Here is a 25,262-nt window from a genome sequence, read left to right as displayed (position 1 = left end):
TTCCTGTCGTTCGGGTTCTGACGTCACACCTGGTCCCGAGAACCGGGTCCGGGTGCGGGACCAGCCGATGGACCGCGCGCTCCACCGCGAGGAGGAGCGAGGGGTCGGGGCCGAGGTCCCAGGTGGTCGCCGCGAAGGCAACCTGAGAAGTCTACCGCACGTGGGGCGCCGTGGTCCCCGCCCCCGTCAGCGCGCGGGGCCGTCCTGGTCGAGGATGTCGCGGATGCGCCCGAGGCGCTCCGTGACCTGCCGCTCGTACCCGCGGTCCGTGGGCGTGTAGTACCGCGATCCGACGAGGGAGTCCGGCAGGTACTGCTGCGCCGCGACACCGTGCGGCGCGTCGTGCGCGTACCGGTAGCCCGCGCCGTGCCCCAGCTGCTTGGCACCAGGGTAGTGCGCGTCGCGCAGGTGCGGCGGGACGGAGCCCGCCCTCCCGGCCCGCACGTCCGCGAGCGCCGCGTCGATCCCGAGGTAGGCGGCGTTCGACTTGGGGGCGGTCGCGAGGTGCACGACGGCCTCGGCGAGGACGATGCGTCCCTCGGGCATGCCGATGAGCTGGACGGCCTGGGCGGCGGCGACGGCGGTCTGTAGTGCCGAGGGGTCGGCCATGCCGACGTCCTCCGCGGCGGCGATGACGATGCGGCGGGCGATGAAGCGCGGGTCCTCCCCCGCCGCGATCATGCGGGCGAGGTAGTGCAGCGAGGCGTCGACGTCGGAGCCCCGCATCGACTTGATGAACGCGGACACGACGTCGTAGTGCTGGTCGCCGTCGCGGTCGTACCGCACGGCGGCGACGTCGACGGCGCGCTCGACCGCGTCGAGGTCGACGGGCACCGGCGGGGGGCCGGCGTCGGGCGTGCCGCTCCCCGCACCCTCGGGGAGCGCGGCGTCGTCGTCGGCCGGGACGGCCGTCGCGGGCACGGGCACCGGGGCGTCGGACAGCGCGGCGCCGGCGGCGGCCTCGAGCACGGTGAGCGCCTTGCGCGCGTCGCCGCCAGCGAGGCGTACGAGGTGGTCCTCGGCCTCGTCGGTGAGCGCGACGAGGCCGCCCAACCCTCGCTCGTCGGCGACGGCGCGCCGCACGAGGGCGCGGACGTCGTCGTCCCCGAGGGGCTGGAGCGTGAGCAGGAGCGAGCGGGAGAGCAGGGGCGAGTTCACGGAGAGGCTCGGGTTCTCCGTGGTCGCCGCGACGAGCGTGACCCAGCGGTTCTCGACGCTGGGCAGGAGCGCGTCCTGCTGGGACTTGGAGAAGCGGTGCACCTCGTCGATGAAGAGGACGGTCTCCTCGCCGCCGGTGGCGAGGCGGCGCCGGGCGTCCTCGACGACGGTGCGCACGTCCTTGACGCCCGCGGTCACGGCGGAGAGCTCGACGAAGCGGCGGCCGGAGGCGGTCGCGATGAGGTAGGCGAGCGTCGTCTTCCCGGTGCCGGGCGGGCCCCAGAGGATGACGGAGCCGGGCGCGGCGCGGCCGCCGGACGCGTCGCTCTCGCTGCCGGACCGGATGAGCCGCCGCAGGGGCGAGCCGGGCACGAGGAGGTGGGACTGGCCCGCGACCTCGTCGAGGGTGGCGGGGCGCATGCGCACGGCGAGCGGGGCCCCCGGTCCGGGTCGCGGCGTGCCCTGCGCGCCGGACGTGGCGGCACCGAAGAGGTCGCCGCCGAAGAGATCACCGGTGGACATGGCTCGAGCCTACGCACCGCCGCCCACGCGGCGGTGCCGGGTCGAGGAGGTCGGGTGAACGTCCGGCCCCGGGGCGCGGGGGATCTGACACGCGGCGCGGGCGGGTGGGATGCTGGCGCTCGTGTTCTCGAGCCTCGGTCGTCGTGTCGCCCGCCACCCGCGTCTCACCGTCGTCGTGTGGGTCCTGCTGACAGCGCTCGGCTTCGCGCTGGCGCTGTTCGGCGTCCACGGGGAGAGCGTGTTCGACCGTGTGACGACGGGCGCGCCGACGATCCCGGGCTCGGACAGCGAGCGGGCGTCGCAGGTCCTCGCGGAGAACGACGAGGGCGGGACGGAGATCACGCTCCTGGTGTCCGGCGTCGACCCGGCGGACCCGCAGGTCGTGGAGGCGATGACGGGGGTCGATGCCGACCTCGTCGCCGTCGAGGGCGTGGACACGGTCATCGACCCGTACGTGATCCCGGGCGGCGTGGAGGACCCGGCGGCGCAGTCGCTCGTCGCGCAGGACGGGCGCGGCTTCCTCTCGGTCGTGACCCTGCGCACCGACCTCGACGCCGAGCGCACCGACGCGGTCGCGGACCGCGTCGTCGAGCAGCTCGAGGCCGTGCCGGGCGTGCTCGCGGACGCCGCCCCGGAGGCGGCGGGCGACGCGACGGGCCTCGTGGGGTCGAACGGGCTCATCGTCGAGGCGATCACGAGCCAGGTGAAGGAGGACCTCACGACGGGAGAGGCCGTCGCCCTCCCCGTGGCGCTGCTCATCATGGTGCTCGTCTTCGGCGGCTTCCTCGCCGCGGCCATGCCGATGGCCGGGGCCGTCGCGTCGATCGGTGCCGGTCTCGGGGTGCTGCTGGGCCTGACGTACGTGCTCGACGTCGACGCCTCCATCGTCAACGTCGTCACCCTCCTCGGCCTGGGCCTGTCCATCGACTACGGGCTGCTCGTGGTGTCGCGGTTCCGGGAGGAGCTGCACCGGCTGATCGAGGCGGGCGACGACCCGTCGCTGCGCCGGCGGCGCGGCGACGGCGTGGTGCACGCGGCGCTCGTGCGCACCATGGAGACCGCGGGCCGCACGGTCGCGTTCTCGGCGCTGACGGTCGCGATCTCCATCGCGGGGCTCATGGTGTTCCGCCCCGACATCCTGCGCGCGGTCGGCGCGGCCGGGCTCGGCGTCGTGCTCGTGGCCGTCGCGACGGCGCTCACCCTCGTCCCGGCGCTGCTCGCGTACTCGGGCCGTCGCCTCGCCCGCCCGGGGCTGCTCGGCCGGGTCCCGGGCCTGCGCCGCGTGCTCGCCCGGACTGCGGACGTGCAGTCGGACGAGGGCGCGTTCTCCCGTCTCGCGGGGCGCGTCCAGCGGCACCCGCTGTGGGTGCTGCTCACCACGGCGGCCCTCCTCGTGGTCCTCGCGCTGCCGGTGCTCGGGCTGCAGCTGCGGAACTCCGGGATCGAGCTGCTCCCCCAGGGCTCTCCCCAGCGCGAGTTCGTGGACGAGCTCGCCGCCCAGTACCCGTCGAGCGCGGGTGCCCAGGTCGTCGCCGTCGTGGACGCGAGCGTCGAGGACGCCCAGGCGTGGGCCGACGACGTGGCGGCGCTCGACGGGGTCGAGAGCGTCGACCCGGCGGCGCCGCTGGGGTCGTACGCCGTCGTGGGCGTGCACGTCGACGCGGACGACGCCGGCGGCCCGGAGGCCGTGTCGGTCGTGCGGGAGGTCCGTGCGACGGACCCGGGCTTCGACGTGTGGGTCACCGGTCAGGCGGCGGGGCAGGTCGACTTCCTCGAGGCGCTCGGCGAGCGCGTGTGGTGGGCCGTGGGGATCGTCGTCGGCGCGACGCTCGTGCTGCTGTTCCTCATGACCGGCTCCGTCGTGGTGCCGGTGAAGGCGCTCCTGACGAACGCGCTGTCGCTCGCCGCCTCGCTCGGGGTCCTCGTGTGGGTCTTCCAGGACGGCCACCTCGAAGGGCTGCTGAACTTCTCGTCCGTGGGCGGGATCGAGACGTACGTCGTCGCGCTCGTCGTCGCGTTCGCGTTCGGTCTCGCCATGGACTACGAGGTGTTCCTGCTCGCGCGCATCAAGGAGCTGTACGACGCCGGGCTCTCCAACGACGAGGCGGTCCGCCTCGGCCTGCAGCGCTCCGGGCGGATCATCACGTCGGCGGCGGCGATCATCGTCGTCGTGTTCGCAGGCTTCGTCTTCGGCGACCTGCTCGTCATCAAGGAGGTCGGGTTCGCGCTCGCCGTCGCCGTCCTCATCGACGCGACGATCGTGCGCCTCCTGCTGGTCCCCGCGACGATGACGCTGCTCGGGCGGTACAACTGGTGGGCACCCGGGCCGCTGCGCCGGGTGCACCGCCGGCTCGCGATCACCCACTGAGACGCCCCGACCGGCGGGGACGGTTCGTGCGCGGGCACTCCCGCGGGCGGCTACGGTAGGCGGCAGACTCAGTCGCACGGGGGGAGACGGATGGCGGACAACACGCGCACCGCAGTCATCGTCGAGGACGACGCGGAGATCCGTGATCTCCTGCGGACGGTGCTCGGTCAGGCAGGCTTCATCACGGAGGCGGCCGCGACCGGCGTCGAGGGCGTGGAGCTCGTCCGGCGGACCGACCCGGTCGTGACGACCCTCGACGTGAGCCTGCCCGACATCGACGGGTTCGAGGTGTGCCGGCGCATCCGTCAGATCTCCGACACCTACATCGTGATGCTCACCGCGCGCACCGACGAGATCGACACCCTCATGGGCCTGGACGCCGGTGCCGACGACTACCAGACGAAGCCGTTCCGCCCGCGCGAGCTGCGCGCCCGGATCGAGGCCCTCCTGCGGCGCCCACGACGCGGCCTGCCGTCGGACGGCGCCGACGCCGCACGGCCCGCCCCGGCGGACCACGAGCCGACCCTCGTGGGGTCGGACGGGCTCCTGCTGGACGTCCCGCGCCGCACCGCCACGGTCGACGGCGAGGCCGTCCACCTCACGCGCAGCGAGTACGACCTCCTGGGAGCGCTCGTCGAGGCGGCGGGTCGCGTCGTCAGCCGCAACGAGCTCGTCCGCGTCCTGTGGGGCGAGGAGTACGACGCCGGCACGTACGTCACGGACGCGGACCGGCGCAGCGTGGAGGTGCACATCGCGAACCTGCGCCGCAAGCTCGGCGACGGTCCGTCGTCGCCCCGGTGGATCCGCACCGTGCGCGGCGTCGGCTACCGGTTCGACCCCACGGGCTGACCGACGGCGGGCGGCGGGTCGCCGAGCAGCAGCGCCACCTCGTCGCACGCGCTGCGCGCGGCGGCCCGCAGCGTCGCGAGCGCGCGCGCCTCGTCCGCGGTCGTGCGGTGCCCGGCGCGGTGCCGGTCGAGCACCGCGGAGGCGGCGTCGCCGACCTCCGCGGCCCCGACCATGAGCGACGTCGACCGCACCGTGAGCAGCGTGCTGCGCGCCTCCTCGTCGTCGCCCCGGGCGAGCGCGACCGCCGCCGCGTCGACCCGCGGGACGACGAGGTCCCGGTACGCGACGAAGAAGCGCCGGACCGCCTGCACGTCGCCGTCCAGGTCGTCCGTGAGCGTCGTCCATGCCTGGCGCAGGTCCTCCCTCACGTGCGGGGGCCGTGGTGGCGGCCCGGGACGCCCCGGGTCTCGTCGGGCGTGCACCGATCACGGTCGAGCCGGGCGCCGTGGGGCGCAGGCTCGACGACGTCGACCGCGTCGCGGTCGGTGAGCAGGGCGGTCATGAGTGCCTCGTTCTCGTGGTGTCCGACGGGATCGATCCTGCGCGCCCTGGCGCGAGGGACCCGCCGCGTCGGCGCAGCGAAACCTCAGGATCTGCTCAAGATCCTGAGGTCGCGGCAGCGGGATCAACAGCTTCCGGACGCGCGGAGGGCGCGCCACCCGGCGGGGTGGCGCGCCCTCGGCGTCAAGCGTGCTGGGGTCAGGCGTCCGTGCGCCCGCTCTCGCCGGCTGCGCCGCCCTCAGCACCGCCCTCGCTGCCGCCGTCGCGCGACGGGGCGGCGGGCTTCGCGTCGACGCCCGCCTCCTTGCGCTGCTCGGGCGTGATCGGGGCGGGTGCCTGCGTCAGCGGGTCGTACCCGCCGCCCGACTTGGGGAACGCGATGACGTCGCGGATGGAGTCCGACTTCGTCAGCAGCGCGACGATGCGGTCCCAGCCGAACGCGATCCCGCCGTGCGGGGGCGCACCGAACTTGAAGGCGTCGAGCAGGAAGCCGAACTTCTCCTGCGCCTCCTCGGGCCCGATCCCCATGACGTCGAAGACGCGCTCCTGCACGTCCCGACGGTGGATACGGATGGACCCGCCGCCGATCTCGTTGCCGTTGCACACGATGTCGTAGGCGTAGGCGAGCGCCTCGCCCGGGTTCTGCTCGAACGTGTCGACCCAGTCCGGCGTGGGCGACGTGAACGCGTGGTGCACGGCGGTCCAGGCGGAGTGGCCCAGATCGACGTCGTCGTCCTCGCCGGTCGGCTTGAACAGCGGCGCGTCGACTATCCAGACGAACGCCCACGCGTCGTCGTCGATCTGACCCGTCCGCTTCGCGATCTCCTGGCGCGCGGCGCCGAGCAGGGCACGCGAGTCCGACGTCTTGCCCGCGGCGAAGAACACGGCGTCCCCCGGCTGCGCGCCGGTCGCGTCGCGCAGGCCCTCGCGCTCGGCGTCGGACAGGTTCTTCGCGACGGGGCCGCCGAGCGTGCCGTCCTCGCCGAACGTCACGTACGCGAGGCCGCGAGCGCCGCGCTGCTTGGCCCACTCCTGCCACGCGTCGAACTGGCGGCGCGGCTGCGAGGCCCCGCCCGCCATGACGACGGCGCCGACGTACTCGGCCTGGAACACGCGGAACGGGGTGTCCTGGAAGTAGTCCGTGAGCTCGACGAGGGGGTTGCCGAACCGGAGGTCGGGCTTGTCGGACCCGTACAGCCGCATGGCGTCGTGGAAGGTCATGCGCGGGATGGGCGTCGGGATCGTGTACCCGATGAGCTCCCACAGCGCGACGAGGATCTTCTCGGCGAGCGCGATGACGTCGTCCTGCTCGACGAAGCTCATCTCGACGTCGAGCTGCGTGAACTCCGGCTGGCGGTCCGCACGGAAGTCCTCGTCGCGGTAGCAGCGCGCGATCTGGTAGTAGCGCTCCATGCCCGCGACCATGAGGAGCTGCTTGAAAAGCTGGGGCGACTGCGGCAGCGCGTACCAGGACCCGGGCGCGAGGCGCGCGGGCACGAGGAAGTCGCGCGCGCCCTCGGGCGTCGAGCGGGTGAGCGTCGGCGTCTCGATCTCGACGAACTCCTCGGCGTCGAGCACGCGGCGTGCGGCCTGGTTCGCCTTGGCGCGCAGGCGCAGGGCGTGCGCGGGGGCGGGCCGGCGCAGGTCGAGGTAGCGGTGCTTGAGGCGCGCCTCCTCGCCGATCGTCTCGGTGTCCGCGAGCGCCGTCGAGACCTGGAACGGCAGGGCCTCGGAGGTGTTGAGCACGACGACGTCGGTCGCGACGACCTCGATCTCGCCCGTGGGCAGGGACGGGTTCTCGTTCCCGTCGGGGCGGCGCGAGACCTCGCCCGTGACCTGGAGGACGAACTCGTTGCGCAGCGGGTGCGCGACGGCCTCGTCGCGGATGACGACCTGGGCGATGCCGGAGGCGTCGCGCAGGTCGATGAAGGCGACGCCGCCGTGATCGCGCCGACGGTCGACCCAGCCCGTGAGGGTGACGGTCTGACCGGTGTGCTCGGCCCGCAGTGAGCCGGCCGTTCGGGTGCGCAGCACGGAGGGTTCCTTCCAGGTGGGCGGTGGGGGGGTCGCGCTCCCGGAGCGGGGGCGCGTCCGCTGAAGTCTAGTGCGGGCGGGCGGGCGGCTCGACCGGATACCTCCGACCGGAGGCGGCCGACGGTCCGCTCTCGACCGGCGGGGGCGACCGGATACCGTGGCGGTGCCGCCGCGACGTCCCGTGGCGGCACCGCCGGGACCGGCGCGGCGCCTGCGGGCGCGCACGGGCCGACCGGCCGCGGCAGGGCCGTCCGGCCCGCCGCCCGCACGAAGGAGGGTGACCCGTGGCACGCACCATCGCGACGAACCGGCGCGTCGAGCGCGACGAGCTCGAGGAGTTCCTGCGCTCCCGGCACGACGGCGTCCTCGTCACCACCCGCGCCGACGGCCGCCCCCAGCTCAGCCCGGTCACGTACGGCGTCGACGACGCGGGTCGGGTCGTCGTGTCGACGTACCCGGAGCGCGCCAAGGCGGTCAACGTGCGCCGCGACCCGCGCGCGTCGCTGCTGTCCCTGGGCGAGCGGTTCTCCGACCCGTGGGTGCAGGTCGACGGCGAGGCGGAGGTGATCGACCTGCCCGAGTCGGTCGAGCCGCTCGTCGACTACTACCGCGCCGTCGGCGGCGAGCACCCGGACTGGGACGAGTACCGCGCCGCCATGGTCACCCAGGGCAAGTCGCTCGTGCGGCTGACGATCACGCGCTGGGGACCGGTGGCGACGGGCGGCTTCCCGGCGCGCCTCGCCGACGCCTGACACAGGTCAGAACAGGACCTGCTCCACTCCCCCGCCGACGACGTCGAGCCCGCCGCCGTCCACGGGCATGCCCGCGAGCGCCCCGCCGTGGCCGTCGCGCGCGTCCTGCGGCGCCGGGTCGACGGCGAGGCTGCCGGCCGGGTAGGCACCGTCCGTCGGCGGTCCTGACCGGCGGTGCCGGTCGCCGGGCTCGCCGCGGCGGAACCGGCCCTCGACGCCCGCGGGGCCGCGGTGCCCCGCGACCCCGAACCCGCGCGCCTCGAGCATCGGCCGCACCCGGTCCCACAGCCAGGACCGGTACGCCGTCGAGGCGTACGTGCCGCGGGCGTACACGCGCTCGTACCCGGGGACGAGGCGCGGGTGCTCGCGCGCGAGCCAGCCCATGTACCACTCGCGTGTGCCGGGCTTGAGGTGCAGCGGCAGCACCGTGACGCCCGTCGCGCCCGCATCCTTGACGGCGTCGAGCAGCTCGGTGAGCGCGCGGGTCGAGTCGGTGAGCCACGGCAGCACGGGAGCGACCATGACGCCGCACGGCAGACCGGCCTCCCGGACCGTGCGGACGAGGTCGAGCCGCGCGCGCGGCGAGGGCGTGCCCGGCTCGACGCTCGCCTGGAGCTCGGGGTCCAGGAGCGCGAGGGACACGCCGATCCCGACCTCGACGCGCGAGGCGGCGTCGACGAGCAGGGGCAGGTCCCGGCGCAGGAGCGTGCCCTTGGTCAGCACGGACAGCGGCGTGCCCGACCCGGCGAGCGCGTCGATGATGCCGGGCATGAGGCGGTAGCGCCCCTCGGCGCGCTGGTACGGGTCGGTGTTGGTGCCGAGCGCGACGGCCTCGCGCGCCCAGGACGGGCGGGCGAGCTCGGCCCGCAGCACGTCGTCGACGTTGACCTTGACCACGACCTCCCGGTCGAAGTCCTCCCCCGCGTCGAGGTCGAGGTACTGGTGCGTGGGGCGGGCGAAGCAGTTGTGGCTCACGACCCCCGCGGCGACGAAGTCGCGCGTGCCGGTCGTGATGTCGACCAGCTCCGTCGTCTCCCCCGGCCCGTCGAGCGCTTCCAGGGAGTCGACGCGCAGCGCCTCGCCGCCGGTGACGTCCTGGCCGTCGAGGACGGGCCGCCCCTCCGCGAGCGCCGCGGCGCCCGGCCCGACGAGTACGTCGCCGAGCGCCAGGCGGGCACGGTGCCCGGCACCGCCGACGACGTGGCGCCACCCGCGCTCGGTGAGGAACCGGTGGTCGCCGCTCGCGACGAGGCGCGTGCCGTCGGCGAGGGTCACGCGGTAGGCGCGCTTGCGGGTGGTCCAGCGGTCGAGCACGCGGGTACGCACGTAGCGCCGGTACGCGCCGTGCGGGACGGTGCCGACGATCTCGTCGCCGACACGCAGCTCGCCGATCGGCCGTTGCGCGCCGTCGGCCAGCAGCACCGGGGTGGCGGGCGCGAGGCAGTAGGAGCACGCGTGGCTGCACCCGCGGTACGGGTTGACGGTCCACCGGAACGGCATGCGCGACATCGCCGGCACCTTGGACAGCGCGCTCTTGGCCGTGACCTCGTGGAACGTGATGCCCGCGAACTCGGGCGTGCGCACGCTGCGGACGAGGCCGACCCGCTCCAGCCCGGGGAGCGCGCCGTCGTCCGCGCCGAGCACCTGTCCGTCCCACCGCATCGCGCCATTCGAACAAACGTTCGAACGCGCTGTCAAGAGCGGGTCAGCCGTCGGCGGACCACGCCTTGAGCAGCGCCAGGTTCCCGAGGGGGATGTGGTGGCCGATGCGCGGGTGGTCCAGCGCGACACCGACGACCCCGGCCGCGCCGAAGGACGCGACGTAGTCGATCGCCGCCGGCACAGGTACCCCGAGCAGCGGCACGGAGCCTGTCTCGTCGTCCGCCAGACCGAGCGCCCGGGCCGCCTCGTCCGCGCGCGCGGCGCTGCTGTAGAGGCAGATCATGGGCCCCTGGTCCGCAGCGACGGCGTACGGACGGGGCTGGTCCTCGGACCCCCGCGCGATGAAGAACCACGTGCCGAGGCGCACCGTCTGCCGCCACAGCGCGATCTGCGCCGACGTGTCGCCCGCGGGCGCGCTCCGCACGGCCTCGTCGAGGCGGTCCAGCTCTGCGACCGCGGCGGAATCGTTGTCTCGGGTCATGCGCGCTGCCTCGTCCCTCGTGGTCGGAGCCCGTCCCCGGTCCGCGCGGGCTCCTCGTCGCCGTCACCTTCTCACGGCGGCCGGGCGTCCCGGTGGGTGAGACGCCGGGATTGTCCGGCGGGCGTCCAGGCCCTAGGGTCGGGCCGAACGCCCCCGGGGAGCGCATGAGCGCTGAGAGTGCAGGCCGGACACCCGTCCCCCCTGCAGACCCGTGGAACCTGATCTGGTTCGTACCAGCGAAGGGAGCAGGGCGGACGTCACCGTCCCCTGCGCGCTCGTGCCCGCGCCCCGCGCGTGCCGTCCGCTCGGGGCGCGGTGGCGCGCCGTCGTGCACCCCTCGCCCCGGGGGCCCGACGGAGGGAACCGCATGACCGAGCCCCGCACCACGCCGCCCCGGGCGACCCCGCCCACCGCCACGCCCGACGACCGACCCGACGGCGTGGGTCCCACGCCCGCCCCCCGGGACCGCGCCGTCGCCGCTCCCCCGAGCCGTGCCCGACGCCGCGGCCTCACCCTCCACGAGACGGTCCTCGTCGCCGTGCTGGGGGTCGTGTTCGGGTTCGTCTACTGGGCGTTCGTGCAGCTCTGGGCCCCGCTCCAGCTCGCGATGGGACCGCTCGCGGACCTCGCCGCCAACGTGCTCGCCGGCGCGTGGATCGTCGTCGGCCCGCTCGCGACGTACATCGTGCGCAAGCCGGGCGTCGGCATCCTCACCGAGACGCTCGCGGCGCTCGTCGAGGTGGTCTTCCTCGCGTCGCCCGCCGGCCCGCTGCTCGTCCTCGTGGGGCTCGTCCAGGGCGTGGGTGCCGAGATCCCCTTCGCCCTCACCCGGTACCGCCGCTACGGCTGGTGGGTCTTCGTCGCGTCGGGCGTCAGCGCGGCGCTCGTCACGTACGCGTTCAACGCGGTCCGCTTCGGCTGGCTCGGGCAGGACTACGCGATGCTCCGGCTCGGCGTGCAGGTCGTCTCGTGCGTCGTGCTGTGCGGGATCGCGGCGCGCCTCCTCGGCGACGCCCTCGCCCGCACCGGCGCGCTCGACGCCTTCGCGATCGGGGCTGACCGCCGTGGCTGAGGCACCGACCGCCGCACCGGACGTCACGCCGGACGCCGTGCCCGGCGACCTGCCCGACGCCGTCGCCGCCGCCGGCCTGACCGTCACCGTGGGCCACGACGGCACGCGCGTGCTCGACGACCTCACCCTCACCGTCCCCGCGGGCACCGGGCTGCTCGTGCTCGGCCCCTCGGGCTGCGGGAAGTCCACGCTGCTGCGTGCGCTCGTCGGCGTCGTGCCCCACACGCTGCCGGGCTCCGTCGCGGGGGACCTGCGCGTGACGGGCGTCGACCCGCGCGACACGACCCCGGCGGCGCTCGCCGCGCGCGTCGGCCTCGTCCAGCAGCGGCCGGGCGACCAGCTCTGCCTCGCCCGCGTCGACGACGAGCTGCGGTTCGCGCTCGAGAACCGGGCCGCGGACCCGCGCACGATGGACGCCCGCGCCGCCACCGCGCTCGCCGCCGTCGGTGCGGACCACCTGCACGACCGGCCGACCCACGCGCTGTCGGGGGGCGAGGCGCAGCGCGTCGCCCTCGCGGCGGCGCTCGTCGCCGACCCCGAGCTCGTGGTCCTCGACGAGCCGACGGCGTTCCTCGACCCGGCCGCGGCGCACGAGGTCGGGACGCTCGTGGGCGGGCTCGTCCGGGCGCCCGGACGGGACGCGCCCGACACCCCCGGCCGGTCGGTCGTGCTCGTCGAGCACCGCCTCGACGACGTCGGGACGCTCCCGGACGCGACGCTCGTGCTCGACGACACCGGCCGCGTCGTCGCGCACGGCCCCACGACCGCCGTCCTGCGCGCGCACGCCGCCACGCTCGCCGAGCTCGGGTGCTGGCTGCCGCTCGACGTCCGGCTCCGGCAGGCAGGAGCCCCGGGCCCGCTCGGCGCGCCCGCGACCGACGACTGGCTCGTCGACCTCGCGCGCACCGCCCCCCGCACCGTCGACCCCCGTGACGCGGACCCCCGTGACGCGGACCCCCGTGACGCGGACGCCGGCCCGGCGGCGCCCGGCCCGGTCGCCTTGCGTGCCCGTCGCCTCGCGGTGCACCGCGCCGCGACAGGCCGCCGGCGGCGCGGGCGGGACGAGACGCCGGTGGTGCGCGACGTCGACCTCGACATGCGCGCGGGCGAGGTGCTCGCAGTGGTGGGGCCGAACGGCGGCGGCAAGTCGACCCTCCTGCGCGGGCTGGCGGGACTCGAACGGACCACGGGCGAGGTCACGACGGCGCCCGGCGCGCCCGTCGCGATGGTGTTCCAGGACCCGGAGCACCAGCTCCTCGCGCGCACGGTCCGCGACGAGGTCGCCTGGTCGGCCCGGCTCGCGCGGCTCGACGACGTCGACGGACGCGTCGCGCGCACCCTCGACGCGTTCGCCCTCACGCACGTCGCCGACGCGAACCCGTACCGGCTCTCCGGCGGCGAGCAGCGGCGACTGTCCCTCGCGACGGCGACGGTGCTCGACCCGCCCGTCCTCCTCGCCGACGAGCCCACGTCGGGGCTCGACCGCGCCCAGGCGGACGGCGTCGCCAACGCGCTGCGCGAGCGCGCCGACGCGGGCGGCGCGGTGGTCGTCGTCACGCACGACCTCGCGCTCGTCGCGGCCCTCGCCGACCGCGTCGCCGTCGTCGTCGGTGGCCGGCTCGTGGCGCTCGGGCCGCCCGCGACCGTGCTGGCCGACGACGCGCTGTGCCGGCGCGCCCGCCTGCGCCGTCCTCCCCTGCTCGCGTGGTGGGCCCGCACGGGCCGCCGCCACGGCGTGGACCCGGGCGCGCTCGTCCGGGCGCTCGACGCAGCCTCGGGCACCGCCGTCGCGGCCGAACCCCCAGAGACCGCGCCCGCAGCCCTCGCGGAGGTCGCCCCGTGAGCGCGCCGCACAGCACGCCCCTCGGGCGCTGGAACCCGACGGTCAAGCTGGCGACCGTCCTCGTCGTGTCGACGGGTGCGCTGCTCGTCACCGACCCGTACACCCCCGCGATCGGGTGGGTGCTCACGGTCGTGGCGCTGCTGATCGCAGGACGCGTCCCCGTGCGCACGCTCGCCCTGGCGCACGTGCCCTTCCTGGTGTTCGCGACGAGCCTGCTGGTCGTCAACGTCGCCACCCGGCCCGGCGGCGACCCGGTCGACCTGGGCCCGGTCACCGTCGGCTCCGACGGCCTGACGATCGGCGCCGGGCTCGCGGTGCGCACGCTGCTCGTCGGCGCCCTCTCGCTCACGGTCGCGGTGACGACCGACCCGGTGCGCCTCATGACGAGCCTCCACCAGCACGGGCGGCTGCCCCTGACGTGGACGTACGCGGTGCTCGCGGCCCACCGGCTGCTCGTCGAGCTGCCCGACGCCTGGCACACCATCCGCTGTGCCCAGGCCGTGCGCGACCCGCGGCGGCGCCCCGGCACGCTCCCCCGGTCCCCCCGCGCGCTCGGCAGCGCCGCGTTCGCCCTTCTCGTCGGCGCCGTGCGCCGGTCCGAGCGCCTGACCGTGGCGCTCGAGTCGCGCGGCCTGGGCTCCGGTCCGCGCACCACGGCGCGGCCCGTCCCGCTCGGCGTGCCCGACGTCGTCGCCGTGGTCGTCGTGCTGGCCGTCGCCGCGGCGGTGGTCGTCGTCGGGGTCCGCGGGGGGTGGGTCACGGGGCTGGGCGCGCTCACGGCGTGAGGCTTGCCGGACCGCGGTCACGCGGGCTCGACGACCGCGCCCTCCGCCGGGACGCCGAGGTCCACGACGCGCGACGAGCCGTCGCGGGACCGCTCGCGGAAGCCCCGGAAGACGAGCGGCAGCCCGCGGGCGGCGAGCGCGTCCGGCGCGTCCATGGCCTGCACGTGCACGTGCGGCTGCGTCGAGTTCCCCGAGCTCCCGCACCGACCCAGCTCGTCGCCCGCCGCGACGCGTCGGCCCGGCTCGACGGCCACGGACCCGGCGCGCAGGTGCGCGAGGACGACGTACGTGCCGGGCGGGTCCAGGGCGAGCACCACGTGGTTGCCCGCGAGCGCCGCGGCACCGCGGCGCGCCCGCGCCGCCTGCGTGAGCGCGTAGCCGAGCAGCGCGGTGGGCGACCGGCGGGCCTCGTGGTCGGGCTCGCCGTCGTGCACCGCGACGACGGTGCCCGCCGCCGGGGCGAGCACGGGCCGCCCGAAGGCGACGAACCGTTCGGGCGGCTCGGTGCCCAGCGCGGTGCGCCAGTCGCGCACGGCGGCGGTGCGCCGCCCTCGGACGGCGACGAAGTCGATCGCGTACGTCGTCGCGAAGAGGTCGGTGCCGTGGCTCGGCACGCGGCGCGCCGGGCTGTTGCGGACGAGCCACGTCCCCTGGAAGGGCAGGGCGAGCTCGACGGGTCGCGTCACGTCGCCCTCCCCTCCCCCGTGCGGCGGGTCAGCCGTCCGCGGGCACGACGCGCGGGAAGCGGTCCTCGGCGGGCGGCTCCCACGTCGCCGCGTCGGCGTCGACCTGCTCCCCCGAGCGGATGTCCTTCACCTGGTCGGACGAGCGCGTGCCGTCGTCCTCGACGCGCGCGGGGAACCAGACGAACGGGATGCCGCGCCGGTCGGCGTAGCGGATCTGCTTGCCGAACTTCGCGGCGGCGGGCGCGACCTCGACCGGGACCCCGCGGGCGCGCAGCGCGTGCGCGACCGCGTCGGAGGCGTCGCGCGTCTCCTCGCTCGTGACGGCCACGACGACGGCGCTCGGCACGGACCGCGTCGCGCGCACCAGGCCCGCGGACAGCAGGCGCGACACGAGCCGGGACACGCCGATCGACAGACCGACGCCGGGGTAGGTGTTCGCACCGTCGGACGCGAGCGTGTCGTAGCGCCCGCCCGAGCAGATCGAGCCGAGCTGCTCGTGGCCCACGAGCACGGTCTCGTAGACGGACCCGGTGTAGTAGTCGAGGCCGCGCGCGATCTTGAGGTCGGCGACGACGACGCCCGGGGCGCGCACGCTCGCGGCCTCGATCAGCGCGCCGAGCTCGCCCAGCCCGGTCTCCAGCAGCTCGCTCTCCACGCCGTGCTCGGCGGCGAGCGCTCGCACGCGGTCGACCACGCCGGAGTCGCTCCCGCTGATGCCCGCGAGCGCGAGGCACGCCTGCGCCTGCTCGGGCGTCGTGCCGGCCTCGGACTCGAGCAGCGCGGCGACCGTCCCGGGGCCGACCTTGTCGAGCTTGTCGATCTGGCGCAGGACGTCGTCGACCGCGTCGATGCCGAGCCCGCGGTAGAACCCCTCGGCGACCCGGCGGTTGTTCACGAGGACGCGGACCTCGGGCACGCCGATGTCGCGCAGCGCGCCGAGGGCCTCGGCCATGACGAGCGGCAGCTCGACCTCGTAGTGGTAGGGCAGCTCGCCCGCGCCGACGACGTCGACGTCGGCCTGGGTGAACTCGCGGAAGCGCCCGTCCTGGGGGCGCTCGCCGCGCCACACCTTCTGGATCTGGTAGCGCTTGAAGGGGAACGCGAGGTGCCCGGCGTTCTCGAGCACGTAGCGCGCGAACGGGACGGTGAGGTCGAAGTGCAGGCCGAGCTGCTTGTCACCCTTCGCGGCCGACCCGGCCGCGGCGTCGTCCTGCGTCTCTTCCTGGAGCCTGCGCAGGACGTAGACCTCCTTCGACGTCTCCCCCTTGCGCAGGAGCTGGTCGAGCGGCTCGACCGCGCGCGTCTCGATCCCGGCGAACCCGTGCAGCTCGAACACCCGGCGCAGGGTGTCGAGGACGTGCTGCTCGACGATCCGACCGTCGGGGAGCCATTCGGGGAAACCGGAGAGGGGTGTGGGCCTGGCCATGGGTCAGATCTTCCCAGACGCCGGGACCGACGACCGCATCGTCCGGCCCCGGCCCGTCGCTCAGCGGGCGAGGAAGGGGTTCGTCGCCAGCTCGCGCGCGACCGTCGTCGCGGGGCCGTGCCCCGGGAGCACGTCCCAGGCCGGGTCGAGGTGCGCGACGACGTCGCGCAGGGTCCGGGCCATCGTCGCGTCGTCCCCGCCCGGCAGGTCGGTGCGGCCGACGGAGCCCGCGAAGAGGACGTCGCCGCTGAGCACGAGACCCGCTCCCGGCTCGCCCACGAGGTAGAGCGTGGAGCCCTCGGTGTGCCCGGGCGCGCCCACCGCGCGCAGCGCGACGCCGCCCCAGCGCAGCTCCTGCTCGCCGCCCGCAGGCACGTCGAACGTCTCGACGCGGCTCGGCTCGCGGTAGTCCTGCGGCCCGGCGCCGGCCGCCGCGAGCGCCGCGCCGAGCGGGCCGGACACGACGGCGCCCGGCCGGCTCGCGGCGGGCCCGCCGTGCTCCAGGCTCCCGAACGGGTCCGCGAGCCGGTACGCGTCGGCCGCGTGCAGCACGACGGGCACCCCGAAGCGGTCGACGAGCGCGGCGGCGTCCCACGTGTGGTCGACGTGGCCGTGCGTCGCGAGCACCGCGCGGGGCACGAGGCCCGCGGAGCGGACGTGCGCGACGACGGCGTCCGCGACCCCCGCCCCCGCGTCGATCACGACGCAGTCGCCGCCCGGAGCGCTCACCACCGTGCAGTTCGTGCCGAAGACGGGCGCCACCACCACGTGCACGGCCGGTCCGGGCGGGATCGGGCCGTGCTCGGCCGGGGGCGTCGGCGTCGTGCCACGAGGTCGGTCCACGAGGGCGAGGGTAGCCCGCGGCACGGGCGGCGGGGCGGCTCCGGGCGGGCGCAGCGCGGGTTGCGGGCGGCGCCGTCGATACCGGACCGTGACCTGCGCGCGGCAAATCCACCCGCCACCAGGGTTCTCGGTGCCTAGACTGTCCCGTACCGACCACGGCCGCACCGGGGTCGACCGTGCGCGCCGTCGCGGCGCCGGACGAAGGAGCTGGGGTGTCGACGAAGAGTCGCGAGCGCGAGCAGGCGCGTCGTCGTGAGGAGAAGTGGGACCGTCACGTGGCCCAGCTCCGGGCGAAGCGCCAGCGCACGTGGTCGATCGTGGGCGTCGTCGTCGCGCTCGTCGTGATCGGCGTCGCCGTCTGGTGGGCGCTCGCCGCCACCCAGGATCCCGGCACCGACCCGGGCGGCGACACGGGCGCGGCGCCCTCGGGCGAGCACACCCTGCCGCCCGCGTCCGCCGCCGAGGGCCGTGACTGGACCACCACGCTCACCACGAGCGCGGGCGACCTCACGCTCACGCTCGACGGCGCGGCCGCCCCGCAGGCGGTCGCGAGCTTCGTGTCCCTCGCCGAGTCCGGGTACTTCGACGGCACGTCGTGCCACCGCCTCACGACGTCGGGCATCTACGTGCTCCAGTGCGGCGACCCGACGGGCACCGGCACGGGCGACCCGGGCTACAAGTTCGGCCCCGTCGAGAACGCCCCCACCGACGACGTCTACCCCGCGGGGACCGTCGCCATGGCCCGCCAGGGCGGGGACGCCGACTCGATGGGCTCGCAGTTCTTCCTCGTCTACGAGGACTCGACCATCCCGTCCGACGCAGCGGGTGGTTACACGGTGTTCGGCACCATCACGTCCGGCCTGGACGTCGTCCAGGCAGTCGCTGACGCGGGGACGCAGGACGGATCCGGCGACGGGTCCCCCGCCACCCCGGTCACCATCGAAGGAGTTGAGACCCAGTGAGCGATCCCGCCCAGAACCAGGCGAGCGCACCGGCACCGGAGCCCGCGGAGGCGAGCGAGACCGGACGGGTCGACGCGACAGACGTGGAGCCGACGCCCGAGACCACCGAGGCCACCGAGGCCACCGAGGCCACCGAGGCCACCGAGGCCACCGAGGCCACCGAGGCCACCGAGGCCACCGAGGCCACCGAGGCCACCGAGGCCACCGAGGCCACCGACGAGGGTCCCACCTCCGCCGCGGCCGAGGAAGTCGCTCCGGCCGAGCAGGTGGAGGCCACGCCTGCCGCCGAGGCCGAGGCGACCGACGCACCGGCAGCGGAGGCCGAGACCGCCCCCGAGGCCGAGCAGACCGAGGCCCCCGCGGCCGACGACGCTCCCGCCGCCGAGGCCGAGACCGACGCGTCCGCTGACGCGGCACCGGAGGCGCCTGCCGCCGACGCAGCTGAGGCAGCCGAGGCAGCCGACGACACTCCCGCCGCCGAGGCTCCTGCCGCCGAGACGACGGCACCCGCCGGGGCGGCGCCCCGGCCCGCCGCCCCGCGTCCCGGGCCGCGGCCCAAGCCGTCGGCGCTCCCGCACCCGCCGCGCAAGCCGGCCGCCCCGGCCGCGGGCGCTCCCGCCGCAGCGGCCGTCGTGCCGGAGGTGCCCGCCGTCCCGGCGCTGGCCGACGACTCGGCCGCCGCCAAGGCCGCCGCCGCGTTCGGTCGGGTCGACGAGGACGGCACGGTGTACGTCCGCGAGAGCGCGGGCGAGCGCTCCGTCGGGCAGTTCCCGGGCGTCGGCGCCGACGAGGCGCTCACGCTGTACGTGCGCCGCTACCTCGACCTCCAGGCGAAGGTCGCGCTGTTCGAGGCGCGGCTGACGAGCACGGACCTGTCGGTCAAGGAGATCGACCAGACGATCGCCCGGCTCACCGAGGAGACGGCGGAGCCCTCCGCGGTCGGCGACCTCGACGGGCTCCGGGCGCAGGTCGAGTCGCTGCGCGGCGCCGCTGCCGAGCGTCGCGCGCAGCTCGAGGCGGAGCGCGCCGCGGCGAAGGCCGCGGCTCTCGAGGCCCGCACGGAGATCATCGAGGCCGCCGAGAAGATCGCCGCGACCGACCCGAGCCGCATGCAGTGGCGGCCCGCGGGCGAGGAGCTGCGCGGGCTGCTGGAGCGCTGGAAGGAGGCCCAGCGCTCGGGCCCGCGCATCGACCGCGCGAGCGAGGAGGCGCTGTGGAAGCGGTTCAGCCACGCGCGCACCGCGTTCGACCGCGAGCGCCGGCACTACTTCGCCGAGCTCGAGCAGCGCAACGCCTCCGCGAAGGCCGCGAAGGAGAAGCTGGTCGCGGAGGCCGAGGCGCTGTCGTCGAGCACGGACTGGGGCCCGACGGCGGGCGCGTACCGCGACCTCATGGCGCGCTGGAAGGCCGCGGGCCGGGCGAGCCGCAAGGACGACGACGCGCTGTGGGCCCGCTTCCGCGCCGCCCAGGACACGTTCTTCCAGGCGCGCGACGCGGTGAACTCCGCGACCGACGCCGAGTACGCGGCGAACCTCGAGGTCAAGGAGGCGCTGCTCACCGAGGCGGAGGCGCTCGTGCCCGTCAAGGACCTCGCCGCGGCCAAGGCGGCGCTGCGCGACCTCCAGGAGCGCTGGGAGGAGGCCGGCCGCGTGCCGCGTGGCGACCTGCAGCGCGTCGAGGGCCGCCTGCGTGCCGTCGAGAACGCGGTCCGCGACGCCGAGCAGGCGCAGTGGACGCGGAGCAACCCCGAGACGCGCGCCCGCGCGGAGGGTGCGGCGGCGCAGCTCGAGGCCGCGATCGAGGCGCTCGAGGCCGACCTCGCCGCCGCGCAGAGCCGCGGGGACGCGCGCGCGGTCAAGGAGGCCGAGACGGCGCTCGCCGCGCGGCGCTCCTGGCTCGAGCAGGTCGTCCGCGCGGCGGAGGACTCGCGCGGCTGACGCACGTCCCGCTCGTCGCAGGGCCGGCGCTCGTCCACAGACGGGTGCCGGCCCTTCCGCGTCCCCACGGCCGTGCGGCACGGTAGGGGCGTGCCCGCAGCCACGACCGCGCCCGACCACGCCGCATCCGCCCGCGCCACGGGGCACGTCCCCGCTGCCGCGCTCGCGCACCTGCTGGCTCCGCCGGGACCGGAGGTCGGCCTGCTCGTCGTCCCGGAGGACGTCGGCGGGCCGGCGGCCTTCCAGGAGCTCGTCCGCGCGGGCGCCCTGCGTCGGCTGTGGGGCGACGTCGCCGCTCCGGCGAGCGTGCCCGTCACCCCCACGCTCCGCGCGCTCGCCGTCCGCGACCAGGTGCCGCGCGGCACGGTGCTCGCTGGCGCGGCCGCCGCGTGGGTGCTGTGCGGCTCCGCGCCGCCCCGCGTGCTCGACGTCGTCCACCCGCCCGGGCGTCACCGTCCGCCGCCGCGGCAGGGCCGGGCCGCGCGGCAGGCGCACGTGCTGCGCGACGAGACGACCCTCGTCGCGGGCGTGCTCGTCACGTCGGTGCTGCGGACCGCGCTCGACGTCGCCACCCGGTGCGAGCCGGTGCAGGCGCTGAGCACCCTGCGCCGGCTGGACGCGGTGTGCGGGCTCGACGCCCGTGCGGCGGCACGGTCGCTCGAGCTGCGCCACCGGTGGGCCGGCCGGCCGCAGGCGCGACGCACCCTCGCGCTCCTGCTCGCCGGGACCGACGACCCGGTCTAGGTTGGTCGGCATGGCCGCAGCCACGACTCCCCCCGTGGAGCTCGACGTCCGAGGAAGGACCGTGCGCGTCACGAGCCCGGACCGCGTCGTCTTCCCCGCGCGCGGGCTCACCAAGCTCGACGTCGTGCAGTACTTCCTCGACGTGGGCGACGGCATCCTCGGCGCCCTGGTCGACCGCCCGACGACGCTCGAGCGCTGGCCCAAGGGCGTGTTCGAGGGCGCGCGCATGAGCACGCGCACGGACAACACCGGCGACGCGTTCTACCAGAAGCGCATCCCGAAGGGCGCGCCCGAGTGGGTGCAGACCGCGCGCATCGCGTTCCCGAGCGGGCGCACGGCCGACGAGGTGTGCCCCACGGAGCTCGCCGTCGTCGCCTGGGCGGCCAACCTCGGCACGCTGACGTTCCACCCGTGGCCCGTGCGCGGCGGGGACGTCGAGGCGGTGGACCAGCTCCGCATCGACCTCGACCCGCAGCCGGGCACCGACTTCGACGACGCCGTGCGCGTCGCACCGCACCTGCGCGAGATCCTCGACGAGCTCGGCCTCCCCGGCTACCCCAAGACGTCGGGCGGTCGCGGCATCCACGTGTTCGTCCCGGTCGCGCCCGAGTGGGACTTCGTGGCCGCGCGCCGCGCGACGATCGCGATCGGTCGTGAGCTCGAACGCCGCCTGCCGGACCAGGTGACCACGAAGTGGTGGAAGGAGGAGCGCGGCGCCAAGATCTTCGTCGACTACAACCAGATGGCGCGCGACCGCACGATCGCGTCGGCCTACTCGATCCGTTCCAACCAGCGCGCGACGGTGTCCGCTCCCCTGCGCTGGGAGGAGCTCGGCGACGTCCACCCGGACGACTTCGACGTGCTGTCGATGCCCGCGCGCTTCGCCGCGGTGGGCGACCTCTTCGCACCCCTGCGCGCCGACCGGAAGGACCCGGGCGCGTCGCTCGAGCCCGCCCTGGAGCTGTCCCGGCGCGACGAGGCCGAGCACGGGCTCGGGGACCTCCCCTACCCGCCCGAGTACCCGAAGATGCCCGGCGAGCCCAAGCGCGTCCAGCCGAGCAAGGACCGGGACCGCGCCCGGGACTGACGTGCCGCGACCACGCGGGTGCGGGCGGCGTCAGTCGACGCCGGGCGCCCCGGGGAGGATGCCCGTGAGGTCGTAGCGCACCGGCTCCTCGAGCTGCTCGTAGGTGCACGACTCCGGGTCCCGGTCGTCGCGCCAGCGCCGGAACTGCGCGGTGTGACGGAACCGGGAGCCCTCCATGTGGTCGTAGGCGACCTCGAGCACGCGCTCCGGGCGCAGCGGCGTGAACGACAGGTCCTTGCCCGAGCTCCAGCGCGACACCGCACCCGGCATCCGCTCCCCGGCCGGGTTCTCCCACCCGGACCACGGGTGCGCGTCCGCGTCCGGCGTGCCCGGCTCGACGACGAGCGGCGCGAGCTCCTCGACCAGCGCGGCGCGCCGCGCCGTCGGGAACGACGCGGCGACGCCGACGAACTGGAGCTGGCCCGCGTCGTCGTACAGGCCGAGCAGGAGCGAGCCGAGCAGCGGCTTCGCGAAGGTCGACGTCTTGTGCAGGCGGTACCCCGCGAGCACGACGTCCGCCTCGCGACCGTGCTTGATCTTGAGCATCGCGCGCTTGTTCGGCTGGTACGTGCCGTCGAGCGGCTTGGCGACGACGCCGTCCAGGCCCGCGCCCTCGAACGTGTCGAACCACTCCCGCGCCACGGCGACGTCGCGGGTGCGAGGCGTGGCGTGCACGGCCGGGCCGTCGAGGCCCAGGGAGTCGAGGACCTCCTGCCGCCGCGCGAGCGGCGCGCGCGTGAGGTCCTCGTCCCCGAGCGCGAGCACGTCGAACACGACGAGGGCCGCGGGGGTCTGCTCCGCGAGCAGGCGCACGCGCGACGCCGCCGGGTGGATGCGCTGCTGGAGCACCTCGAACTCGAGGCGACCGTCGCGCGCGACGACGATCTCGCCGTCGACCACGCACCGGGGCGGGAGCGCGGCCCGCACCGCCTCGACGACCTCGGGGAAGTAGCGGTCCATGGGCCGCGCGTTCCTGCTGTCGAGCCGCACCTCGTCGCCGTCGCGGTACACGATCGCGCGGAAGCCGTCCCACTTCGGCTCGTACACGTACCCGCCGTCGACGGCGTCGGGCTCGGGCACGGCGGGCACGGACTTCGCGAGCATGGGCAGCACGGGGGGCATGACGGGCAGGTCCATGTGCCGATGCTGCCACCGGGCCTGCCGCCCTGCGCGGCGTGGTGCCGCCGAGCCGCCTCCCGGCCCCGGCTCAGGCGGGGAGCTGCGCCGTCTCGGCGGCCTTCGTCCCCGTGATGCGGTAGACGTCGAACACGCCGTCGACCTTGCGGACCGCGCTGAGGACCTGCGCGAGGTGCGCGGGCTCCGCCATCTCGAAGACGAAGCGGGACATCGCCACGCGGTCGTTCGAGGTCGAGACGGTCGCCGAGAGGATGTTCACGTGGTTGTCCGACAGGACGCGCGTCACGTCGGAGAGCAGGCGCGCGCGGTCGAGCGCCTCGACCTGGATCTGCACGAGGAACATGGCGTTGCTGCCCGTGGTCCACGAGACGTCGACGATCCGCTCGGGCTGGTTGCGCAGCCCGACGACGTTCGCGCAGTCCGCGCGGTGCACGCTCACGCCCTGCCCGCGCGTGACGAACCCGATGATCTCGTCGCCCGGGACCGGGGTGCAGCACTTCGCGAGCTTGACCCAGATGTCGTCGACGCCCTTGACCATGACGCCCGGGTCGCCCGTGCGCACGCGGCGCGCGGTGTTCCCAGGGCGCGCGGTCTCGGCGACGTCCTCAACCGTGCCCTCCTCGCCGCCCATCGCCTGGACGAGCTTGGAGACGACGTTCGCCGCCGACACCTGGCCCTCGCCGATCGCCGCGTACAGCGCGGTGACGTCCGCGAAGCGGAGCTCGTTGGCGAGCGCGACGAGCGACTCGTGCGACAGCAGGCGCTGGATCGGCAGGTTCTGCTTGCGCATCGCCTTGGCGATCGCGTCCTTGCCGTGCTCGACGGCCTCCTCGCGGCGCTCCTTGGAGAACCACTGCCGGATCTTGTTGCGCGCCCGCGGGCTCTTGACGAAGGCGAGCCAGTCACGGCTCGGACCCGCGTTCTCGGACTTCGAGGTGAGGACGTCGACCGAGTCGCCGTTCTCGAGCGTCGAGTCGAGCGGGACGAGCCGGCCGTTGACGCGCGCGCCCATGGTCCGGTGCCCGACCTCGGTGTGCACCGCGTAGGCGAAGTCGACCGGCGTCGAGCCCGCCGGCAGCGCCATGACGTCGCCCTTGGGCGTGAAGACGTAGACCTCCGCGCCGCCGATCTCGAAGCGCAGCGAGTCGAGGAACTCGGCCGGGTCGGCCGTCTCGCGCTGCCAGTCCACGAGCTGGCGCAGCCACCGCATGTCGTTGGCCGCGGCGTCGTCCTTCGCCGTCTTGCCGCCCGACTTCGCGGTCTCCTTGTACTTCCAGTGCGCCGCGACGCCGTACTCCGCGCGCCGGTGCATCTCGTGCGTGCGGATCTGGATCTCGACCGGCTTCCCGCCCGGCCCGATGACCGTCGTGTGCAACGACTGGTACATGTTGAACTTCGGCATCGCGATGTAGTCCTTGAACCGCCCCGGCACGGGGTTCCACCGCGCGTGCAGCGCACCGAGCGCGGCGTAGCAGTCCCGGACGCTGTCCACCAGGACGCGCGCGCCGACGAGGTCGTAGATCTCCGCGAAGTCGTGGCCGCGCACGATCATCTTCTGGTAGATCGAGTAGTAGTGCTTCGGCCGGCCGGTGACGGTCGCCTTGATCTTCGCGCTGCGCAGGTCGGCCGTGACCTGCTCGCGCACGACGGCCAGGTACTCCTCGCGCGCCGGCGCGCGCTCGGCGACGAGGTGGACGATCTCGTCGTACACCTTGGGGTACAGGGCCTGGAACGACAGGTCCTCGAGCTCCCACTTGATCGTGTTCATGCCGAGGCGGTGGGCGAGCGGCGCGTAGATCTCGAGCGTCTCGCGCGCCTTGCGACCCGCCGACGACGACGACACGTACTTCCAGGTGCGCGCGTTGTGCAGGCGGTCGGCGAGCTTGATGACGAGCACGCGGATGTCCCGTGCCATGGCGACGACCATCTTGCGCACCGTCTCGGCCTGCGCCGCGTCGCCGTACGTGACCTTGTCGAGCTTGGTCACGCCGTCGACGAGCATGGCGATCTCCTCGCCGTACTCCTCGGTGAGCTGCGCGAGCGAGTAGTCGGTGTCCTCGACCGTGTCGTGCAGCAGCGCGGCGGCGAGCGTCGACCCGTCGAACCCGAGCTCGGCGAGGATCGTCGCGACCGCGACGGGGTGCGTGATGTACGGGTCGCCGCTCTTGCGCAGCTGGCCGCGGTGGGCGCGCTCTGCGGTCTCGTACGCGCGCTCGATGACGCTCAGGTCCGTGCGCGGGTGGTTGGTGCGGACGGCCTGGAGCACCGGCTCGAGCGCCGGGCTGCCCGCGTTGGGGCGCGCGCCGAAGCGGACGAGGCGCGAGCGCACACCGCGCCCGCCCGAGCCGCCGGTGCCGGAGGTCGGGGCGCCCGCGCGCTCAGGAGCGCGCGACGTCCGGGTGTTCTCGCTCAT

At 75.3% G+C, this 25,262-nt stretch carries 21 protein-coding genes and 1 riboswitch; of the genes, 10 read left to right on the top strand and 11 right to left on the bottom strand.

Annotation, left to right across the window (positions count from 1 at the left end; genetic code table 11):
- Positions 1–186 precede the first annotated feature (186 nt).
- Entirely contained in the window at positions 187–1,680 is a 1,494-nt protein-coding gene (locus tag HKK73_RS09190) for a replication-associated recombination protein A (RefSeq protein WP_171467850.1), read from the bottom strand.
- A 121-nt stretch (positions 1,681–1,801) separates the two neighbouring features.
- Here HKK73_RS09190 and HKK73_RS09185 point away from each other — a divergent pair, with 121 nt between their 5' ends.
- Complete coding sequence (locus HKK73_RS09185; protein WP_338074498.1) at positions 1,802–4,048, top strand: MMPL family transporter; 2,247 nt, start codon at positions 1,802–1,804, stop codon at positions 4,046–4,048.
- A 90-nt stretch (positions 4,049–4,138) separates the two neighbouring features.
- Positions 4,139–4,897, top strand: coding sequence for a response regulator transcription factor (locus tag HKK73_RS09180; RefSeq protein WP_021483102.1), 759 nt, complete (start codon positions 4,139–4,141; stop codon positions 4,895–4,897).
- On the opposite strand, the gene HKK73_RS09175 is transcribed toward HKK73_RS09180, so the two are convergent.
- The 3 genes from HKK73_RS09175 to aspS all read right to left on the bottom strand — a co-directional run bounded on the left by HKK73_RS09175 (position 4,873) and on the right by aspS (position 7,432).
- Positions 4,873–5,265 carry a hypothetical protein gene (locus HKK73_RS09175; protein ID WP_137280462.1) on the bottom strand — a complete coding sequence of 131 codons (393 nt, stop codon included), beginning with the start codon at positions 5,263–5,265 and terminating at the stop codon, positions 4,873–4,875. The two genes, HKK73_RS09180 and HKK73_RS09175, sit on opposite strands and share 25 nt — an antisense overlap.
- Positions 5,262–5,399: a hypothetical protein gene (locus HKK73_RS09170; protein ID WP_158097192.1), complete on the bottom strand. Its 138-nt coding sequence runs from the start codon at positions 5,397–5,399 to the stop codon at positions 5,262–5,264. Before HKK73_RS09170 ends, HKK73_RS09175 begins: the two co-directional genes overlap by 4 nt.
- A gap of 197 nt (positions 5,400–5,596) precedes the next feature.
- Positions 5,597–7,432: an aspartate--tRNA ligase gene (aspS, locus tag HKK73_RS09165; RefSeq protein ID WP_137280461.1), complete on the bottom strand. Its 1,836-nt coding sequence runs from the start codon at positions 7,430–7,432 to the stop codon at positions 5,597–5,599.
- Positions 7,433–7,716: 284 nt separating this feature from the next.
- Here aspS and HKK73_RS09160 point away from each other — a divergent pair, with 284 nt between their 5' ends.
- Positions 7,717–8,184, top strand: coding sequence for a PPOX class F420-dependent oxidoreductase (locus HKK73_RS09160; RefSeq protein ID WP_043660852.1), 468 nt, complete (start codon positions 7,717–7,719; stop codon positions 8,182–8,184).
- Positions 8,185–8,190: 6 nt separating this feature from the next.
- Here HKK73_RS09160 and HKK73_RS09155 read toward each other — a convergent pair whose 3' ends face one another.
- Positions 8,191–9,846, bottom strand: a complete 1,656-nt coding sequence (locus HKK73_RS09155; protein WP_034650694.1) for an Rv2578c family radical SAM protein — start codon at positions 9,844–9,846, stop codon at positions 8,191–8,193.
- A gap of 43 nt (positions 9,847–9,889) precedes the next feature.
- Entirely contained in the window at positions 9,890–10,327 is a 438-nt protein-coding gene (locus tag HKK73_RS09150) for a hypothetical protein (RefSeq protein ID WP_034650696.1), read from the bottom strand.
- Between the two features lie 144 nt (positions 10,328–10,471).
- Positions 10,472–10,591: riboswitch (TPP riboswitch) on the top strand.
- Between the two features lie 103 nt (positions 10,592–10,694).
- On the opposite strand from HKK73_RS09150, the gene HKK73_RS09145 reads away from it, so the two are divergent.
- Genes HKK73_RS09145 through HKK73_RS09135 form a run of 3 tightly spaced genes read left to right on the top strand, consistent with a single transcriptional unit; the run spans position 10,695 to position 14,027 of the window.
- The gene (locus HKK73_RS09145; protein WP_081600204.1) at positions 10,695–11,399 is read left to right on the top strand and encodes an ECF transporter S component; all 705 of its coding nucleotides are present in this window, start codon (positions 10,695–10,697) and stop codon (positions 11,397–11,399) included.
- The gene (locus HKK73_RS09140; protein ID WP_171467849.1) at positions 11,392–13,242 is read left to right on the top strand and encodes an ABC transporter ATP-binding protein; all 1,851 of its coding nucleotides are present in this window, start codon (positions 11,392–11,394) and stop codon (positions 13,240–13,242) included. Before HKK73_RS09145 ends, HKK73_RS09140 begins: the two co-directional genes overlap by 8 nt.
- Positions 13,239–14,027: an energy-coupling factor transporter transmembrane protein EcfT gene (locus tag HKK73_RS09135; protein ID WP_137280459.1), complete on the top strand. Its 789-nt coding sequence runs from the start codon at positions 13,239–13,241 to the stop codon at positions 14,025–14,027. Before HKK73_RS09140 ends, HKK73_RS09135 begins: the two co-directional genes overlap by 4 nt.
- Positions 14,028–14,044: 17 nt before the next feature.
- Here the strand turns inward: HKK73_RS09135 and HKK73_RS09130 are convergent, their stop codons facing one another.
- Genes HKK73_RS09130 through HKK73_RS09120 form a run of 3 tightly spaced genes read right to left on the bottom strand, consistent with a single transcriptional unit; the run spans position 14,045 to position 16,982 of the window.
- Positions 14,045–14,713 carry a M23 family metallopeptidase gene (locus HKK73_RS09130; protein WP_137280458.1) on the bottom strand — a complete coding sequence of 223 codons (669 nt, stop codon included), beginning with the start codon at positions 14,711–14,713 and terminating at the stop codon, positions 14,045–14,047.
- Positions 14,714–14,741: 28 nt separating this feature from the next.
- Complete coding sequence (hisS, locus tag HKK73_RS09125; RefSeq protein WP_137280457.1) at positions 14,742–16,139, bottom strand: histidine--tRNA ligase; 1,398 nt, start codon at positions 16,137–16,139, stop codon at positions 14,742–14,744.
- A gap of 60 nt (positions 16,140–16,199) precedes the next feature.
- Positions 16,200–16,982, bottom strand: a complete 783-nt coding sequence (locus tag HKK73_RS09120) for an MBL fold metallo-hydrolase (RefSeq protein WP_371810612.1) — start codon at positions 16,980–16,982, stop codon at positions 16,200–16,202.
- 212 nt (positions 16,983–17,194) lie between these two features.
- Here HKK73_RS09120 and HKK73_RS09115 point away from each other — a divergent pair, with 212 nt between their 5' ends.
- The 4 genes from HKK73_RS09115 to ligD all read left to right on the top strand — a co-directional run bounded on the left by HKK73_RS09115 (position 17,195) and on the right by ligD (position 21,712).
- Positions 17,195–17,944, top strand: a complete 750-nt coding sequence (locus HKK73_RS09115) for a peptidylprolyl isomerase (RefSeq protein ID WP_144682666.1) — start codon at positions 17,195–17,197, stop codon at positions 17,942–17,944.
- Complete coding sequence (locus tag HKK73_RS09110; RefSeq protein WP_253705867.1) at positions 17,941–19,881, top strand: DUF349 domain-containing protein; 1,941 nt, start codon at positions 17,941–17,943, stop codon at positions 19,879–19,881. Before HKK73_RS09115 ends, HKK73_RS09110 begins: the two co-directional genes overlap by 4 nt.
- Before the next feature lie 90 nt (positions 19,882–19,971).
- The gene (locus tag HKK73_RS09105) at positions 19,972–20,625 is read left to right on the top strand and encodes a hypothetical protein (RefSeq protein WP_171467848.1); all 654 of its coding nucleotides are present in this window, start codon (positions 19,972–19,974) and stop codon (positions 20,623–20,625) included.
- 10 nt (positions 20,626–20,635) lie between these two features.
- Positions 20,636–21,712 (top strand): non-homologous end-joining DNA ligase, encoded by a 1,077-nt coding sequence (gene ligD / locus HKK73_RS09100; RefSeq protein WP_171467847.1) that lies wholly within the window; start codon positions 20,636–20,638, stop codon positions 21,710–21,712.
- A 30-nt stretch (positions 21,713–21,742) separates the two neighbouring features.
- Here ligD and HKK73_RS09095 read toward each other — a convergent pair whose 3' ends face one another.
- Entirely contained in the window at positions 21,743–22,849 is a 1,107-nt protein-coding gene (locus HKK73_RS09095; protein ID WP_171467846.1) for an ATP-dependent DNA ligase, read from the bottom strand.
- A 70-nt stretch (positions 22,850–22,919) separates the two neighbouring features.
- Positions 22,920–25,262, bottom strand: a complete 2,343-nt coding sequence (locus HKK73_RS09090) for a bifunctional (p)ppGpp synthetase/guanosine-3',5'-bis(diphosphate) 3'-pyrophosphohydrolase (RefSeq protein WP_043651895.1) — start codon at positions 25,260–25,262, stop codon at positions 22,920–22,922.

Origin of the sequence: Cellulosimicrobium sp. 72-3 (assembly GCF_013127315.1) — a bacterium.
Classification (GTDB): domain Bacteria; phylum Actinomycetota; class Actinomycetes; order Actinomycetales; family Cellulomonadaceae; genus Cellulosimicrobium; species Cellulosimicrobium funkei.
This window is presented reverse-complemented; position numbering and strand designations above follow the sequence as displayed.